This is a genomic window from Veillonella sp. oral taxon 158 (genome assembly GCF_018376515.1).
Taxonomy (GTDB): domain Bacteria; phylum Bacillota; class Negativicutes; order Veillonellales; family Veillonellaceae; genus Veillonella; species Veillonella rogosae.
Window position 1 is genome coordinate 39,907 of sequence record NZ_JAHABE010000001.1, and the last position, 18,248, is coordinate 58,154.

18 protein-coding genes are annotated in these 18,248 nt (G+C 40.7%); all 18 read left to right on the forward strand.

Annotation, left to right across the window (positions count from 1 at the left end; genetic code table 11):
* Window positions 1–59: 59 nt before the first annotated feature.
* A complete protein-coding gene (locus KH364_RS00190; RefSeq protein WP_009372088.1) occupies window positions 60–194 on the forward strand; it encodes a rubredoxin in 135 nt (44 codons plus the stop codon).
* A 101-nt stretch (window positions 195–295) separates the two neighbouring features.
* Window positions 296–808, forward strand: a complete 513-nt coding sequence (locus KH364_RS00195) for a DUF177 domain-containing protein (RefSeq protein WP_009350905.1) — start codon at window positions 296–298, stop codon at window positions 806–808.
* A 25-nt stretch (window positions 809–833) separates the two neighbouring features.
* The gene (gene rpmF / locus KH364_RS00200) at window positions 834–1,010 is read left to right on the forward strand and encodes a 50S ribosomal protein L32 (protein WP_273297842.1); all 177 of its coding nucleotides are present in this window, start codon (window positions 834–836) and stop codon (window positions 1,008–1,010) included.
* A gap of 341 nt (window positions 1,011–1,351) precedes the next feature.
* Window positions 1,352–1,912: a transcription factor FapR gene (gene fapR, locus KH364_RS00205; protein ID WP_105081052.1), complete on the forward strand. Its 561-nt coding sequence runs from the start codon at window positions 1,352–1,354 to the stop codon at window positions 1,910–1,912.
* A 3-nt stretch (window positions 1,913–1,915) separates the two neighbouring features.
* Window positions 1,916–2,944, forward strand: coding sequence for a phosphate acyltransferase PlsX (plsX, locus tag KH364_RS00210; protein WP_273297844.1), 1,029 nt, complete (start codon window positions 1,916–1,918; stop codon window positions 2,942–2,944).
* Entirely contained in the window at window positions 2,928–3,923 is a 996-nt protein-coding gene (locus KH364_RS00215) for a beta-ketoacyl-ACP synthase III (protein WP_273297845.1), read from the forward strand. The genes plsX and KH364_RS00215 overlap by 17 nt, the downstream gene beginning before the upstream one ends.
* A 15-nt stretch (window positions 3,924–3,938) precedes the next feature.
* Entirely contained in the window at window positions 3,939–4,883 is a 945-nt protein-coding gene (gene fabK, locus KH364_RS00220; RefSeq protein ID WP_273297846.1) for an enoyl-[acyl-carrier-protein] reductase FabK, read from the forward strand.
* 10 nt (window positions 4,884–4,893) lie between these two features.
* Window positions 4,894–5,835 (forward strand): ACP S-malonyltransferase, encoded by a 942-nt coding sequence (fabD, locus tag KH364_RS00225; RefSeq protein WP_273297847.1) that lies wholly within the window; start codon window positions 4,894–4,896, stop codon window positions 5,833–5,835.
* Window position 5,836: 1 nt separating this feature from the next.
* The gene (fabG, locus tag KH364_RS00230; protein WP_265137445.1) at window positions 5,837–6,580 is read left to right on the forward strand and encodes a 3-oxoacyl-[acyl-carrier-protein] reductase; all 744 of its coding nucleotides are present in this window, start codon (window positions 5,837–5,839) and stop codon (window positions 6,578–6,580) included.
* 51 nt (window positions 6,581–6,631) lie between these two features.
* Entirely contained in the window at window positions 6,632–6,862 is a 231-nt protein-coding gene (locus tag KH364_RS00235; RefSeq protein ID WP_004693441.1) for an acyl carrier protein, read from the forward strand.
* A 77-nt stretch (window positions 6,863–6,939) separates the two neighbouring features.
* Window positions 6,940–7,896: a nitronate monooxygenase gene (locus tag KH364_RS00240; RefSeq protein ID WP_009372047.1), complete on the forward strand. Its 957-nt coding sequence runs from the start codon at window positions 6,940–6,942 to the stop codon at window positions 7,894–7,896.
* 36 nt (window positions 7,897–7,932) lie between these two features.
* Entirely contained in the window at window positions 7,933–9,177 is a 1,245-nt protein-coding gene (gene fabF, locus KH364_RS00245) for a beta-ketoacyl-ACP synthase II (protein WP_273297854.1), read from the forward strand.
* Window positions 9,177–9,917, forward strand: coding sequence for a ribonuclease III (rnc, locus tag KH364_RS00250; protein ID WP_273297855.1), 741 nt, complete (start codon window positions 9,177–9,179; stop codon window positions 9,915–9,917). Before fabF ends, rnc begins: the two co-directional genes overlap by 1 nt.
* Before the next feature lie 72 nt (window positions 9,918–9,989).
* Window positions 9,990–11,081 carry a radical SAM protein gene (locus KH364_RS00255; RefSeq protein WP_273297856.1) on the forward strand — a complete coding sequence of 364 codons (1,092 nt, stop codon included), beginning with the start codon at window positions 9,990–9,992 and terminating at the stop codon, window positions 11,079–11,081.
* 45 nt (window positions 11,082–11,126) lie between these two features.
* Window positions 11,127–14,681: a chromosome segregation protein SMC gene (gene smc, locus KH364_RS00260; RefSeq protein ID WP_273297857.1), complete on the forward strand. Its 3,555-nt coding sequence runs from the start codon at window positions 11,127–11,129 to the stop codon at window positions 14,679–14,681.
* Window positions 14,681–15,616 (forward strand): signal recognition particle-docking protein FtsY, encoded by a 936-nt coding sequence (ftsY, locus tag KH364_RS00265; RefSeq protein WP_273297859.1) that lies wholly within the window; start codon window positions 14,681–14,683, stop codon window positions 15,614–15,616. Before smc ends, ftsY begins: the two co-directional genes overlap by 1 nt.
* On the forward strand, window positions 15,606–15,989 hold the full coding sequence (locus tag KH364_RS00270; RefSeq protein WP_273297860.1) for a hypothetical protein: 384 nt from the start codon (window positions 15,606–15,608) through the stop codon (window positions 15,987–15,989). Before ftsY ends, KH364_RS00270 begins: the two co-directional genes overlap by 11 nt.
* Window positions 15,989–18,163 carry an excinuclease ABC subunit UvrB gene (gene uvrB, locus KH364_RS00275; protein WP_273297862.1) on the forward strand — a complete coding sequence of 725 codons (2,175 nt, stop codon included), beginning with the start codon at window positions 15,989–15,991 and terminating at the stop codon, window positions 18,161–18,163. The genes KH364_RS00270 and uvrB overlap by 1 nt, the downstream gene beginning before the upstream one ends.
* Window positions 18,164–18,248 lie beyond the last annotated feature (85 nt).

The window sequence follows — 18,248 nt, forward strand, 5'->3', positions numbered from 1 at the left end:
ATCTAATTTAATTAAAGATAAAATGTAAACAAAATTTTCAAGTGAAGGAGGAAATACACATGGAAAAATACGTATGCGTAGTATGTGGTTGGGTTTATGACGAAGCTGTTGAAGGCGTAAAATTCGAAGATCAACCAGCTGATTATGTTTGCCCACTTTGCGGTGTTGGTAAAGACCAATTCGAAAAAATGTAATTGACTTTCCAAAAAGGCTATCTTGAGTCCACTTAAGATAGTCTTTTTTATTTGACAAAGCACCATGTCATGTTTATAATATTATGAGTCGAGGTAAGATTATGAAACTGCAAGTAGAGCAAGCAAAAGAACATATAGGAAAGAAATTTCCTTATAGCTATACGATACCAACCTCTGAGCTTGGTGACGTAACTGCTTTTCCTTGGAGCCGTCATGATATAACCATTAATGGTGAGTTTTGGTTTGATGGTCAAAATTACATCGTTCAAGGTTCGATAGAGTCTAAAGGTGATTACGATTGTTCTCGTTGTTTAAATACAACAGAGCATAATCGTAAGGATTCCTTCGAGGAAATCTTTAGTGAACGTCGAGATGCTGCGGATGATGTGACTCCTTTCGATGGAGAGGAAATTGACTTAACCGAACTAATTAGGGATACATTAATCATCAATGAGCCCTCTCAAGTGTTATGTCAGGATGATTGCAAAGGATTGTGCGTTCATTGCGGAGCAAATTTAAATGTTTCACCTTGTTCTTGTGAATCCTTTGTGGTGGATCCTCGATTTGCAGAGTTACGTGCTTTGCTTGATGAGAAAGATGATAGATTGTCCTAATGATTGTACTAAGGAGGTGCAGATAATGGCAGTACCTAAACGTAGATTGTCTAAATGCCGTCGCGATCGCCGTCGTGCTAATTGGAAATTAGAAGCTCCTGGTTATGTAGCATGCCCACAATGCCACGAACCTAGGATGCCTCATCGTGTTTGCCCTACATGTGGTCACTATAAAGGTGAGCAAGTAGTAGCTAATGCTTAATATGTGAGCGGATGAAAAGACGCCTACTTCGGTAGGCGTCTTTTTTTTACACTTTTTTATTTTATATTTTTATATAGTTATAGTTTTTAGTTATATACTTATAACTTTATATGCCACTTAATTAGTAGTAAGTGTCACTATTTTATAGTAAGATTAATCTATAAGGTAGTGGCATTTTTTATACTTATATAAACTAAAAGATACTTAAATATAAAATTATAACTATATTTTGTATATGTCATCAAAATCTGTTACTATATGTATGAAAAGCCTTGCCAATAGGGGAATTATTGTATATACTTAGGATGTAATATTAATACTAGGTCATAAAAGGTGGTCCCATGAGTCGGTTAAAGAAGCAAGAGCGCCAAAAGCAGTTACAAGAAAAACTGAATATTACGCCATTTCTTACTGATGAAGAATTGGCAACGCACTTTGGTGTAAGTGTGCCAACAATTCGTCTCGATCGACTAGAATTGGGGATTCCTGAATTGCGTGAACGCATTCGCGTCATGGCTACAGGTCAATCACATGAAGCGGTAGAACATATACCGTATGAAGTGGTTGGGGAGCTAATCGATGTCACCGAAGGGCAACAAGCATTATCTATGCTACGCACTACGGCTGATATGGAAGATCGTTTCGGACATGTAGAGCCGCAGTATTTATATGCTCAAGCAAATTCCCTCGCAAAAGTAGTCATGGGTACTACTGTTTGTTCTGCGGAAGTTGGAAATATAAAATACAAGAACCCAGTAGGAGCTGGTACAAATTTGGTGGCAAAAGCAGAAATTGTTCGCCGCCGAGGTAATAAGTTCTTTATTTGGGTCATCATAAGAGATAAAATAAAAGAAGTATTTCGCGCAAAATTTATTATGGAATCCGTAGAGAATAGGGTGTAAATTATGAAAATTGCAATAGACGCCATGGGTGGCGACTTTGCTCCATTGGAGACTGTACTAGGATCCATTGAAGCCGTACGAGCAAATGAGCATATTAATGTGGTGCTCGTCGGCGATGAGCAGCAAATTTTTAACATATTAGAAGCTAATAATGAAGCTAAGAATCCACGCATTTCTGTACATCATGCTAGTGAAGTAATCGGCATGGATGAACATCCAGGTCAAGCGTTGCGCAAGAAAAAAGATGCATCTATCGTGGTGGCTACAGCGCTAGTTCGCGATAATCATTGTGATGCCGTTATTGCGCCTGGTAGTACGGGTGCTGCTGTTGCAGCAGCCTTGTTTGGTCTTGGTCGTATTAAAGGGGTAGATCGCCCAGTTATTGCAACACCAATGCCTACAGTTAGTGGTATTACTGTTATGCTAGATTCAGGTGCAAATTCAAACTGTAAACCAAAACATCTTGTACAAGGTGCATTGATGGGTTCTGAATATGCTAAGCTTTTATTAGGTAAAGAAAATCCTACTGTAGGATTACTAAATATCGGCGAAGAAGCCACAAAAGGGAACGATGTCGTTCTAGCCACGTATCCAATTTTGGAGCGTATGAAGATTATCAATTTTAAAGGCAATATTGAAGGTCGTGATATTCCAAAAGGGACTGTTGATGTCGTTGTATGTGATGGCTTTGTAGGTAATGTGGTATTGAAATTTGCGGAAGGCTTGGTAATAGGCCTAACACAATTAGTAAAGGATAGCATTATGGCGGGCAGTATTTTTGCCAAGATTGGTGCTATGTTAGTAAAGCCAGCTTTGAAAAAAATGGCAAAACGCTTAGATCACACTGAAAATGGTGGTGCTCCACTCTTAGGTGTTAATGGCTTATTTATGATTTCTCATGGCAGTTCTAAGGCCAAAGAGATTAAGAGTGCTATCGAAATTGCTGATGATCTAGTAGAGCGTAAAATTATTCAACACATTCGTGATACGATGGAAATTGAAGGAGCCTTAAAGTATGACTATGATGAATAAACCTGTAGGGATCATTGGTACTGGGAGCTTCCTTCCTGACAATGTAGTAACAAACTTTGATCTTGAAAAAATGGTTGACACTAACGACCAATGGATTAGAGAACGTACTGGTATAGAAGAACGACGCATTGCACCGGAAGGTATGAACACATCCTATATGGCAACAGAGGCAGCTAAGAAAGCATTGCAAATGGCTAAGGTCAATGCAGAAGACATCGATATGATTATCTTTGCTACCTTAACACCAGATATGATTATTCCTTCTGCAGCTTGTATTTTACAAGCTAACTTAGGAGCTAAAAAAGCAGCAGCTTACGATTTACAAGCGGCATGTTCTGGCTTTGTATATGGACTGATTACTGCAGCTAGTTATATTAGTTCTGGCATTTATAAGAAAGTACTCGTTGTAGGGGCAGAAATTCTTTCCCGTCGAGTAAATTGGAATGATCGTGGCACATGTATCCTCTTCGGTGATGGTGCAGGTGCTGCAGTAGTATCTGAAGTACCTGAAGGTTACGGTATTAAAGGTATTGATATGGGCGCCGACGGCACTGGTGGACCAGCACTTTGTATTCCAGCAGGTGGTACTGCTGTGGTTGCTAATGATCAACGCGTAGAAGAAGGTTTAACATTCATTCACATGGATGGCCCTGAAGTATATAAATTTGCTGTTAAAACGATGGGACGTACTGTTTTAAAATCTCTAGAACGTGCTGGTATGGAGCTCAATGAATTAGATTATTTCATCCCTCATCAAGCAAATATTCGGATTATTGATTCGGCTGCAAAACGATTACATCTGCCGATGGAAAAAGTTTTTGTTAATTTACATAAGTATGGTAATACATCTGCCGCGTCTGTAGCGATTGCTCTTGATGAAGCAAATCGTGAAGGACATTTCAAACGTGGAGATAATGTTGCGTTTGCAGGATTTGGTGCGGGCCTAACATGGGCAAGCCTAGTCTTGAAATGGTATTAAGGAGGACACATCAAGATGATTAAGACTGACATTTGTGATTTATTGCAGATTGAGTATCCAATTTTACAAGGTGGTATGGCTTGGCTCGGTACTGCAGAATTAGCAGCAGCCGTATCTGAAGCAGGTGGCCTTGGCCTTATTGGTGCTGGTCACATGCCTCCTGATATTTTCCGTAACGAAATCCATAAATTAAAAGAGCGTACTAACAAGCCTTTCGGCTGTAACATTATGCTTATGTCTCCATTCGTAAAAGAAGTTATGGAAGTAGTTGTGGAAGAACGCGTTCCTGTTATCACTACAGGTGCAGGTAACCCTGGCGTATATATTCCAGCTTTGAAAGAAATTGGCACTAAAGTTATTCCTGTTGTAGCATCCGTATTATTGGCAAAACGCTTATTGCGTGGTGGTATCGATGCGATTATTGCGGAAGGTACAGAATCTGGTGGTCACGTAGGTGACATTACAACTATGGCATTAATTCCACAAGTAGTTGATGCTGTAGATGTACCAGTAATTGCTGCTGGTGGTATTGCTGATGGTCGAGGTATGGCTGCGGCATTTGCATTAGGTGCTCAAGCAGTACAAATGGGTACGCGCTTCGTATTATCTGAAGAGTGTATTGCTCATGAAAATTATAAAAATGCTGTATTGAAAGCAAAAGATCGCGCTACAGTTATGACTGGTTTAACCACAGGTCACCCTGTACGTATTATCGATAATTCTTTAGCTCATAAATATAAAAACCTTGAATTTAGTGGTGGTTCTAAAGAAGAACTAGAAGCATTAGGTGCTGGTACACTTCGTAAAGCTGCTATTGACGGTGATGTAAAAGAAGGTTCTGTAATGATTGGTCAAATTTCTGGTATGTTAACAGATATTAAACCATGTGCAACTATCATTAACGATATTATGACTGAAACTGAAACTGTAATTAAGAATCTTCAAGGTCTGAATAAATAAGGAGGCCCTAATGAAAACGGCATTTGTTTTTCCTGGTCAAGGTTCCCAAAAAGTAGGCATGTTACAAGATTTGTACAATGCGTATCCTATTGTGAAACAACGTTTTGAAGAAGCTGACGAAGCTCTTGGTTACTCTATTACTAAGTTATGTTTCGAAGGTCCTGATACAGAGCTTGTTAAAACAGCTAATACACAACCTGCTATTTTGACTGCTTCCGTAGCTTGTTATGAAGTTCTTAAAGAGCAAGGCTTTACACCTGATATCGTAGGTGGTCATAGCCTTGGCGAGTATAGTGCTCTTGTAGCGGCTGGCGTATTGAACTTTAAAGATGCTGTATATGTAGTTCATAAACGTGGTCAATACATGCAAGAAGCTGTGCCATTGGGCAAAGGTGCTATGGCTGCTATCTTGGCATTACCTCGTGAGCAAGTTGTAGAAATTTGTGAAGAAGTAAGTGCATCTGTTGGCTCTGTACAAGCAGTTAACTTTAACTGCCCTGGTCAAATCGTTATTGCCGGTGAAACAGCAGCGGTGGAAGCAGCAGCTGAAAAAATGAAAGAAGCCGGTGCAAAACGTGCAGTTATGCTTCCTGTAAGTGCTCCATTCCACAGCCGTTTGATGGAACCAGCTGCTCTTCGTTTAAAAGAAGAGTTGGATAAAATCCAAGTAAACGATGCTCAAATTCCTGTAGTAGCAAACGTTACAGGTAAAATCTTAACTAATGCAAATGACATTAAAGAATCCTTAGTTACTCAAGCAGCTAACCCTGTATTATGGGAAGACTGCGTAGCTGAAATGGTAAACTTTGGTGTAACTAGCTTCGTTGAGGTAGGTCCTGGCAAAGTACTTACAGGCTTTACTAAGAAGATCAATAAAGATATGGAATTAGCTAATGTTGAAGACATTGCATCCTTAGAGAAAACGCTTGAATTTTTGAAAGGGGTTCGATAAAATGCATTTAGAGGGTAAAGTAGCCATTGTAACTGGTGCATCCCGTGGTATTGGTCGCGCTGTAGCTATCCATTTGGCAAAATCTGGTGCTGATGTTGTAGTTAACTATAGCGGTAGCGAAGGTGCAGCTCAAGAAACTGTTGAAGCTGTACAAGCATTAGGCCGTAAAGCCATTAAAATTAAAGCCAATGTAGCAAATGCTGATGAAGTTGCTGCTATGGTTGAAGAAGCTCATAAAGAGTTTGGTCACATTGACATTCTCGTAAATAATGCGGGTATTACGCGCGACGGTTTGTTAATGCGTATGAAAGATGAAGATTTTGATGCTGTTATCGATATCAACCTTAAAGGTGTATATTTGGTAACTAAAGCAGTATCTAAAATCATGATGAAACAACGTTCTGGTCATATTATCAACATGACATCTGTTGTAGGTGTTATGGGTAATGCTGGTCAAACTAACTACGCTGCTTCTAAAGCTGGCGTAATTGGTTTCACTAAGTCCTGTGCTAAAGAATTGGCTAGCCGTGGCATCACAGTTAATGCTATTGCACCAGGCTTTATCAACACAGATATGACTGATGTATTACCAGAAAAAGTTAAAGAAGCTATGGTTACTGAAATTCCATTGGGCCGCATGGCTGATGCTGAAGAAGTGGCAACTGTAGTAACATTCCTTGCTAGCGATTTTGCGAATTATATTACTGGCCAAGTTATCAATGTAGATGGCGGCATGGTAATGTAGTTGTAAAATTAGACTATATACAAATACACTTTGAAAGGAGGTGAACCACCAATGAACACTTTCGATAAAGTAAAAGCAATCGTTGTGGAACAATTAGGCGTTGATGAAGCTGAAGTTACCATTGATTCTACATTCATCGACGACTTAGGCGCTGACTCCTTAGATATCGTTGAATTGATCATGGCATTCGAAGAAGAATTCAATGTTGAAATCCCTGACGACGTTGCAGAAAAAATTAAAACCGTTAAGGATACAGTAGAATATATTGATTCTGCTAAATAAGCTGTAAAGCTGACAATTCAGCCGAACGGGAGGCCGGGTGGCCTCCCCACCGGTTTTATATACAGGAGGATTTGATAGTGAAGCTCCCTGAACTTCGCATTGGGAATCTAGTGGCCAAAGTACCTATCATTCAAGGTGGTATGGCGATTAGATTGTCTACAGCTCGCTTGGCAGCAGCCGTTGCAAATGAAGGTGGTATCGGCCTTATTGCGGCATCTGGTTTGCCTTTTGATGAATTACGATACGAAATACAATTAGCTAGAAAATTATCACCTACGGGTATTATTGGTATAAATGCGATGGTAGCGGCAACTCAATTTGCTGGTCTAGTAAAAACTGCCATCGAAGAGGGCATTGATCTTGTAGTAGCAGGTGCTGGTTTTTCAAGAGATATGTTCGCTATGGGCAAAGAGTCTGGTACTCCAATTGTACCAATCGTTTCGTCCGCAAAATTAGCTCGCATTTCTGAAGGTTTAGGTGCGGCAGCAGTTATCGTAGAAGGTTGCGAAGCTGGTGGTCACTTGGGTACGGATCGTTCCGCTCGAGACATAGTTCCAGAAGTTGTTGCAGCCGTTAAAAACATTCCAGTAATTGGTGCTGGTGGTGTTCTTGATGGCCGTGATATCGTAGAAATGTTGAAATTAGGTGCTAGTGGTGTTCAAATGGGTAGCCGTTTTGCGGCTTCTGATGAATGTAATGCATCTGATGAATTGAAAAAAATGTATGTACGGGCTACAAACCCCGAGGATATTGTATTAATTCAAAGTCCTGTAGGTTTGCCTGGTCAAGCAATTAAAAACAAATTTGCTGAATCTGTATTAGACGGTACTGTAGCACCTCCAACGGTGTGTGATAACTGTTTAAAACATTGTTCCCATAAATTCTGTATCATCCGTGCTCTTTCTCGTGCACAACAAGGTGATGTGGAAACTGGTTTGGTGTTCTCTGGCAATAATATGAGAAAAGTCGATAAGATTATGCCAGTTAAAGATATCTTTGCACAATTAAAACAGCAAGTAGCAGAGATAGATTAATTTAAAAGGGCTGTATAGCTATAAGAGGTGGAATAATTGGAAAAACGTGTAGTAATTACTGGCTTAGGGGCAGTGACTCCTGTAGGTATCGGTAAAGAGAACTTCTACAATGCGTTATTGGCAGGTCAATCTGGTATTGGGCCGATTACACGCTTTGACGCATCTGAGTATGCAACACGCATTGCAGGCGAAGTAAAAGATTTTGATATTACAAACTATGGCGTAGACAAAAAAGAAGCTCGTCGTATGGACCGATCTGTAGAATTTGCTATCGGTGCGGCTGTTCTTGCCTGTGAAGATGCTAATCTTGACTTGGACAAAGCAAATTTAGACCGTTGTGGTACTGTAGTTGGTACTGGTATCGGCGGTATTGACTCTATCCATGAAGTATATGAAACATTATTCGATAAAGGTCCTGGCCGTGTAAGTCCGTTTGCAGTACCTATGATGATTGCAAACATGACATCTGCTCGCGTATCCATTCGCCTTGGTCTTAAAGGTCCTGTTATTACAGACGTAACAGCTTGTACTTCTGGTACAAATGCTATTGGCGATGCATTCCGTATCATTCAACGTGGTGATGCTGATGTAATGTTCGCTGGTGGTACTGAAGCTGCTGTATCCCCAGCTGCTGTAGCTGGTTTCGCAGCTATGAAAGCTATGTCTACACGCAATGACGAACCAACAAAAGCATCCCGTCCATTTGACCGCGATCGCGATGGTTTCGTAATGGGTGAAGGCTCAGGTATCGTAGTTCTTGAAGAATTAGAACATGCTAAAGCTCGTGGTGCTCATATCTACGCTGAAGTAGTAGGTTATGGTACTAATGGTGATGCTTACCACATCACTGCACCAGCTCCAGGTGGTGTTCAAGCTCGTAAATGTATGGAATTAGCAATTAAAGATGCAGGTATCGATCCTACTGACGTTAACTACATCAATGCTCATGGTACATCTACTGGCCTTAATGACCAAAATGAAACATTGGCTATTAAAGAATTGTTCGGCGATCATGCTAAAAATATCGCTGTTAACTCTACAAAATCCATGACAGGTCACTTGTTAGGTGCTGCTGGTGCTATCGAAACTATCGTTATGGCGATGGCTATCGAAACTGGTAAAGTTCACCCTACTATTAACTGTGACAATCCTGATGAAGGTTTGGATCTAGACTATGTTCGTGAAGGCGCACGTGACCTAGAAGTTAAATGTGCACTTTCCAACTCTTTCGGTTTTGGTGGTCATAACGGTACACTTTGCATTCGCCGTTATGAAGCTTAATGGTTGCTATCGAAGCGCATAAGAGTAAGATGACACAAGCTCGTGAAGAATCCCTTCATGAGCTTGTTGCTCGTTTAGACATACCTGTGTCAGATATATCCATTATAGATTGTGCTTTTACACATACATCTTATGCGAATGAACATAAATCAAAGCATATCCATCACAATCAACGATTAGAGTTTTTAGGCGATGCTGTACTGGATCTCATCATTGGTGAGTACTTATTTAAGAATTATCCAGACATGGCTGAAGGTAATTTGACGAAGATTAAGGCTGCTACAGTATGTGAGGATTCCCTAGCATCCGTAAGTCGTTCTTTACAATTGGGGCAATATTTATTGCTTGGTCATGGTGAACGCGCTTCCGGTGGTAATGATCGTAACTCTATACTAGCTGATACCTTTGAGTCTCTCATTGGCGCTATTTATATTTCTACAGATTACCAAACAGCAATGACCTTCGTTTTAAAACATTTAACAACTTATATCAAGCAAGCCTTAGAAGGTAAGCGGGGCAAAGATTATAAGACATTATTACAAGAATACGTGCAACGAGATGGCGATAAACATATCGTCTATCGTTTGCTCAGTGAAAGTGGTCCCGACCATGCTAAGACCTTCCATATGGTAGTCGAAATCAATGGTGTTACTTACGAGGCAGGCTCTGGTAAAAGTAAAAAAATTGCAGAACAACATGCGGCTCAATTGACTTTAGAAAAGTTGATGGCTAACAAATAGAAAAGCGCCTAATGGCGCTTTTTTCTGTATAATAGTATATGAGTAATATTTTTATAAGAATGGGAGGTGTCTATGAAACCATTTGGTATGATTCCTTTTTTTATACCTCATGTAGGTTGTCCCTATGTGTGTACCTTTTGTAATCAGTCTCGTATAACAGGCCAATCTGGTATTAGTCACCTAACACCGGATTATATTAAAGAAACAATTACAGAGTATGTGGGAAATAAACGAAACGATAAGTTTTGGGAAGTCGCCTTTTATGGTGGATCGTTTACAGCTATCCATACAGATTTACAACATCAATTATTAGCTCCTGCTTCTGAGATGCTTAAGCGCGGCATAATTGATGGTATACGTTGTTCTACGCGGCCTGATGCTGTAGGTGATGAAGCAATTACCTTATTACAGTCTTACGGGGTAAAAACAGTAGAACTTGGTGTGCAGTCCATGAATGATGGTATTTTGGTTCATGCTAAGCGTGGTCACACCGCACAAGAGGTAGTAGAGGCTGTTGCGCGATTAAAACAGCGCGGTATGACTGTAGGTGTTCAACTTTTACCAGGACTAAAAGGTGAAACTTGGGAATCAATTTTAGAAACAGCTATTGCTGTAGTTAAGCTACAACCAGATTTTGTACGAATCTATCCTGTTCTTGTTATAGAAAATACGGAGTTAGCAGATCAATATAGAGCTGGTGAATATGAGCCATTGAGTACCGAGCAAGCTATCACATATTGTGCATTTTTAAAGGACTGGTTTGAACGGCATAACATTGAAGTTATACGTACAGGATTACAAAGCACGGAAGAGCTAGACTCTGGAAATAGTTTGGTGGCAGGTCCTTATGAGCCCGCTATGGGTGAGCTCGTCGTAAATGAACAGTATAAACAACGCATAGAACGCTGTATTAATGAACATATAGAATCCTTTATTGATAAGGAACTTTCACAGTGGAATATATGGGGACAAGTAAATACTTATATAGCTCTAAATATAAGTATTTTCTATCCCCGTAGTTTAACATCCAAGGTACGAGGCCTTAAAAATAGGAATATGTTATACTTTCAAGAAAAATATCCTCATATAAATATTAATTGGTATGAAGATAGTACGAGAAATACTGTTCGTTGCTGTATTGATGGCCTACAATATGTGTTATAATAAAAGATATGATTAATTGGGGTTGTTAGTAGAAAGGAGGCAGTCATGCAATTACTTCGGTTGGAATTAAAGGGCTTTAAATCGTTTGCAGATAAGACGGTTGTAAAATTCTCACCAGGAATGACTGCCGTTATTGGACCTAACGGAAGTGGTAAAAGTAATATTACGGATGCTATGAAATGGGTATTAGGGGAATCCAATGTCCGTAACTTACGTGGTCAAAAAGCAGAGGATATTATCTTCTCTGGTACGGAAAAGCGCAAGCCTATGAGTGCTGCTGAGGTTACTCTCGTATTTGATAATAGTGACCAACAATTAGATTTAGATATGGCAGAGGTGGCTATTACACGTCGTATTTATCGTACTGGTGAAAGTGAATTTCTTATCAATAAACGCTCTTGTCGTTTAAAGGATATTCACCTTTTATTAGCTGATACAGGTCTAGGTAGAGACTCCATGGCGATCATCGGTCAGAACCGCATTGATGCTATTTTAAACTCTAAGCCTGAAGAACGGCGTCTTATCTTTGAAGACGTAGCCGGTATTTCACGATTCAAGATCAACAAAGAAGATGCGTTGCGTCGTATTGCTAGTACAGACCGAAACATGGAACGTGTACGCGACGTAATGGCTACCATCGAAGAGCAACTAGGCCCTTTGTCCGAAAAAGCGGAAAAGACTAAAAAATATATGTCTTTAAGCCGTACTAAACGCGATTATGATGGGGCACTTGCCTTTCACAATTATAAGACCTCTGATCGTTTATTAACGCGTTTTGAAAATGATAATATTGCATTTAAGGATGAAGAGATTGAGCTTCAAACTGAATTGTCCAAATTGGAAGCTCGCCGTCATACCTTGCAATCTGTATCAACAAAAGAGCAAGAACAGCTTAAGTTGTGGGAAGCTCAATATTCGGAAAAGCAGCGTGATGAAGAGCGTTTAGCAGGTCATTTACGTCTGTTAGATGAGCAGCTGAAGACAGCTCGTCGTGAATTAGATGAAACATCTATGCGTATTAGCGAATTGGAAGCTACCCGAAAAGGCGAAGAACAACAATTGCGCATTTTAAATCAGTTGATTCAAGATGAAAGTGCGCAATTAGTAGAAAAAGAGTCTAAGCTAGAAGCGTTAGAAGCTAATTATAAAAAAGCTGTTGAAGATGTAAGTGCTGAGCAAGCGAAGTTTCAATCCTTGCAGTCTAATCGAGAAGCCTTTGAGCAACGTCAATTAGAGGTTGTGAGTGCCATTGAAACGGCAAAAGCTAGTATTCGTAGCTTAGAAGCTCGTAAGGAAGAGTCTATAAAACAATGTGAGGTTTTAAAGGCTGAAATAGGTCAAGTAGATAGTGAGTTACAAGACGCTCGCGGTGAATTTGATACATTAGGCCAACAGTTTAATGCTATTTCTGCCCAACGACAAGCCCTCGTTGATGGCGGCAAAGAAGCAGCCTTACAAGCTCGTGAAGAACGCAAAGAATTACAAAAATTGCGTACCCAAGAGCAACGTGTTAAAGGTCGTATCGAATTATTAGCCCAATGGGAAGAACAACATGAAGGCTATTTAGAAGGTACTAAGAATATCCTAAACGGTAAAGGCTCTTGGCGCGAACAAATTACAGGTGCTGTTGGTGATCTCTTTACGGTAGAAGATAAATATACTACGGCTATCGAAACGGCATTAGGTGGTAGTGTTAACCACGTTGTGACTACTACTGCTCGCGCTGCTGCGGAGGGTGTCAATTATTTGAAATCTATCCAAGGTGGTCGCGTAACCTTCTTGCCCATGGATTCTGTAAAAGGAAAACCCTATGATACACCGGCATTACATGAAAGCTGTGTAATCGGTACTGCTGTTGATTGTATTTCCTTTGATAATACATACGCTCATATTTTCCAATACTTATTGGGGCGCACCTTGGTAGTATCCTCCATGGATGATGCTATTGGTCTGCAAAAAAAATATAATCAACAATTGCGTATCGTTACGCTTACAGGGGAACAATTCCAACCTGGCGGCTCTTTAACTGGTGGTGCTACAAAGCGTAAGCGTGCCTCTGTATTGAGCCGTAAGGAAGAGGCGGCGAGCCTTGAACAAGAGCTCCTGCAAATTGAAGAACAAATTCGTTCCTTAACAGCTAGCTTGGAAAATCTTGAAAAACGGGTTGAGGAAGCTGAAAAAGAACGAGGTGCCCTTGATGAAAGCTACCAACATACGAACTTACTCTATGTGGCTAGCGAAACAAAGGTACAAAATATTCAAAATCAAATGGATCGTAAGAAGCGTGTTCTCCGTGAAGAAGAACAACGTTTATTACAAATTGATATTGATTTAGCTAGTACAACGGCTAACTTGAAAGACCAAGAAACAGCATTGGCTTCTTTGCAAGAAGACCACGGTGTAGATGGCAATCAAGGGGCCTTAATGGATCGGTTAACTGTATTACAAAAGGTACAGCAAGAGGCGTATGAAGCTTTCACAGAGGCTCGCCTCACCTGTGATACGTTGCGACAAACCATTAAGGAACGTGAAGTTCAGCGAGAACAACGTAATCAATCCATTGCTAACATTGTAGAGCGACTAACACCGTTACGTAATTTGTTAATTAGTACTACAGAGCGTTGTGAAGTGGAGCTACCAAAGGCTAAAGAATTGGCTGACCGGGAACTAGCTGTGACTACAGCGGAGGTTGAACGATTGCGAGCACTTCGCGATGAGGCCTATGAAAATACGTCTGCAGGTCGTGAGGAATTGGAAGCTATCTTGAGCGAACAAGACCGGTTAAACCAACGTTATAAAGTAGTTCAAGGTCGACTCGTCGATATGGAAGGTAAAATTACTCGTTATCGCATGGACTGTGAACGCTTTGTAGAAGAGCTACAAGGGTTAGGCTTTACCTTAGAAGATGCACAAGCCCTTCGCATTGAAGGTTCTGTAAACGATTGGAAGGATGAGCAGGCTCGCTTGATGGCAGAAATTGTCGAACTAGGACCAATCAATCCGAACGCTGTTGAGGAATACGAAGAAACTAAAGAGCGTTATGACTTCTTAACTACGCAGTTAGCAGATTTAGATACAGCGAAGGAGCAATTGCAAGCGGTTATTGCTGAAATGGATAAGGCTATGAGTACACAGCTATACGATGTATTAGATGTAGTAGGCCGTAGATTCCAAGAGGTATTTAGCCAACTGTTTGGCGGTGGTACGGCGCAAATCGTATTAACTGATCCAGATAATATCTTAACTGGTGGTATCGATTTCTACATTCAGCCGCCAGGGAAAAAACGACAACAATTGACCTTGTTATCCGGTGGTGAGCGTGCCCTTACGGTTATTGCATTATTGTTCTCGTTCCTAGACTATCGTCCAGCTCCATTCTGCGTGCTTGACGAAGTTGACGCAGCGCTTGATGAAGCCAATGTAGAACGATTTAGTTCTTACTTAAATCGGGTAAATAAAGAAACACAATTTATCGTAGTATCGCACCGTAAAAAGACGATGGAAGCTGCCGAAGTATTACAAGGGGTGACCATGGTTGAACGAGGCGTATCGCGATTATTAACAGTAGCATTTGAAGATGTGAAGGAGGATCTAGCATAATGGCATTTGGATTCTTTAATAGAATTAAAGACGGCTTGGAGAAAACTCGTAAGTCTTTTGTTAAAAACGTAGAAAGTATCGTTATCGGTTATGCTCAAATCGATGATGATTTCTTAGATGATTTAGAAGCAGTTATGCTCACTAGTGACCTTGGTCCTAAAACGACAGAATACTTGATGAGAGAAATTCGTCGTGGTGTAACGGAAGGTGTCATCAATAATACAGGTGATGTAATGCCGTTTATGGAAGACCGCATCACAGAAATGCTAGTTGACCAAGAGGATGAAATCACACTTCACCATCCAGAGGTTATCTTAGTAGTAGGTGTTAACGGCGTTGGTAAAACTACGACTATCGCTAAATTGGCTAACTATTATACCAAGGAAGGTAAAAAGGTTATTATCGCTGCAGGTGATACATTCCGTGCCGCTGCAGCTGACCAATTATCTATCTGGGCTGATCGAGTAGGTGTGCCTATCGTTAAACATAAAGAAGGGGCTGATCCTGCAGCCGTTGTATACGATGCAATGGAAGCGGCAAAAGCTCGTAATGCAGACCTTGTTATCGTCGATACAGCAGGTCGTCTACATACCAAAGTTAATCTTATGGAAGAACTTAAAAAGATGGGCCGCGTAGCGAATAACCACGTAGAAGGGGCTCCGCATCAAACATTGCTCGTTCTTGATGGTACTACAGGTCAAAATGCAGTAAGCCAAGCTAAATTATTTGGTCAAGCAGTACCAGTAAATGGTATTGTTGTTACTAAGCTAGATGGGACAGCAAAAGGTGGCGTAGTTATCTCTATTAAAGAGGAACTAGGCGTACCAGTACGCTGGATCGGCGTTGGCGAAGGCATGGATGATTTGCGTCCATTTAATGCGAAAGAATTTGCTAATGCACTATTTAATAAAGGAATGATTCAAGGTGACAAATAAATATAACCGGGAATTCTTACTTGAATATGTAGAATCTGAAAATAAGAAAAATGAATGTAATGTTAGCCTAGAAAATATGGAAAAGATTGTTAGCTTAATCGAGTATTTTGGCATTGAATTATATCGTCCTATTACAAGATTACTACTTTCAAACTGGGAAGAGATTACTGAACGTATTAATAACTATACTGAGTCAGATTGGATGATGGCTGATGAAATCCAAAAGACTACACCAACATTAGATCGCTTTTCTATTGCTATGCTCATCGAAGTCTTAGAGGGTGAGGATACGTTGAACCAAGCAGAAAATGCAGGTCGTCGTTTAACGGATGCAGAAATGAAGGCTATTCGTAAACATCAGGATGAACAGTAATGAAACATAATACATATAATTACGAAGGGGGTCAACCATTTAAAGTGGAGGCGCCCTTTACGCCTACAGGGGACCAACCAACTGCGATTCAGTCTTTAACAGAAGGCATTGAACGCGGTGAATGGGCCCAAGTTTTGCTCGGTGCCACTGGTACCGGTAAAACCTTTACAATGGCTAAGGTTATCGAGGCGGTACAAAAACCGACCTTGATTATTGCCCACAATAAAACATTGGCTGCTCAGCTATGTAGTGAGTTTAAAAGCTTCTTCCCAAATAATGCGGTAGAATACTTTGTTTCTTACTACGATTTCTATCAACCAGAAGCATATATTCCTTCTAGCGATACGTACATCGAGAAGGATGCGTCTATTAATGATGAAATCGATAAACTGCGACATAGCGCTACAATGAGCCTCTTTGAGCGCCGCGATGTGATCATCGTTGCCTCTGTTAGCTGTATTTACGGCTTAGGTGACCCTGAGGACTACTCTGAACTCGTGTTGTCCTTACGCTTAGGGCAGACGAAATCTCGTGATGAAATTCTATCTAAACTCGTAGATATTCAATATACGAGAAATGATATGAACTTTATCCGCGGTACCTTCCGTGTACAAGGGGATACTATCGAGATTTTCCCTGCTGCGTATAGTGAAAGAGCCATTCGAGTGGAACTCTTTGGCGATGAAATCGATCGCCTCGTTGAAGTAGATGCTTTGACTGGTGAAGTGATTGCTGAACGTAAGCACGTTGCAGTTTACCCAGCATCTCACTATGTAACAACGAAAGATAAGATGCGTATTGCTGTAGAGCGTATTGAAGCTGAGTTAGAAGAACAGTTAGCTAAGTTAAAGGCTGCTGATCGTTTACTTGAGGCGCAACGTCTTGAACAACGTACGCGTTATGATATAGAAATGATGCAGGAAATGGGCTATTGCTCGGGCATCGAAAATTATTCCCGCCATATGTCTGAACGTAAGGCTGGGGAAGCTCCATATACATTGATAGACTATTTCCCAGATGATTTCCTCATCATGGTGGACGAGTCTCATGTAACGATACCTCAAGTGCGTGCCATGTATAATGGTGACCGGGCGCGTAAAGAATCGCTCATCGAATATGGCTTCCGTCTGCCGTCTGCACTTGATAATAGACCACTTCAATTCGATGAATTCGTAGAGCGTATTAATCAAATCGTCTATGTATCAGCCACACCTGGTCCTTATGAAATGGAAGTACAAACGAATATTGCGGAGCAAATTATCCGTCCTACAGGCTTATTAGATCCATCCATTGAAATTCGTCCTATTAAGGGGCAAATGGATGACTTACTAGGAGAAATTCATAAGCGTGCAGCTAAGAATGAACGTGTTCTCGTTACGACCTTAACGAAGAAGATGGCCGAGGATTTAACGGAGTTCTTAAAGGAAATGGGCGTCCGCGTTCGTTATCTCCATTCTGATATCGTTACCATCGAGCGTGCTGAAATTATTCGTGATTTACGGGCTGGTGTTTTTGACGTACTGGTTGGTATTAACCTGCTCCGTGAAGGCCTAGATATGCCAGAGGTTTCTCTAGTAGCTATATTAGATGCAGATAAGGAAGGTTTCTTACGTTCTGATACGGCTATGATTCAAACTATTGGTCGGGCTGCTCGTAATGTGAATGGTCACGTTATTATGTACGCTGACCGCGTAACTGGCTCTATGCAACGAGCTATTGATGAAACCGATCGCCGTCGTGCTGTGCAAGAGGCTTATAATATTGAACATAATATTACGCCTAAGTCTGTCTCTAAAGATGTAAAAGAACTCATTGAGTTGACGAAAATTGAAGAAGATATGGTCACCGATGGGAAGGACTTTTCACCGAAGAAAGGGAAAAAGAAATCCTCTACAACAGGTATGGACCATGGACATGAACCATATGCTCAAGAGGCATCTACTCCTAAGGTGGCAGATATAACGCCAGAAGAGTTATTCAATAAGATTGAAGAGCTTGATCGTCAAATGAAGGCCGCTGCAAAGCAGCTTGAATTTGAAAAGGCTGCAAAACTTCGTGATCAATTAGGGGAACTACGTCAACAATGGTCCGATATGCATAGTGCAGGTGAAAGCAAGTTAAAAAAGCCGGCATCAACTAAAGGTAGAAAGCGGACTAGCTCAAAGAGTAATTAGATTGTAACAAAACACATAGATTATATAGACTATATGTGCGATAATATACATATATTATTTCATGTTAGTAAAAAGAGATGATGCC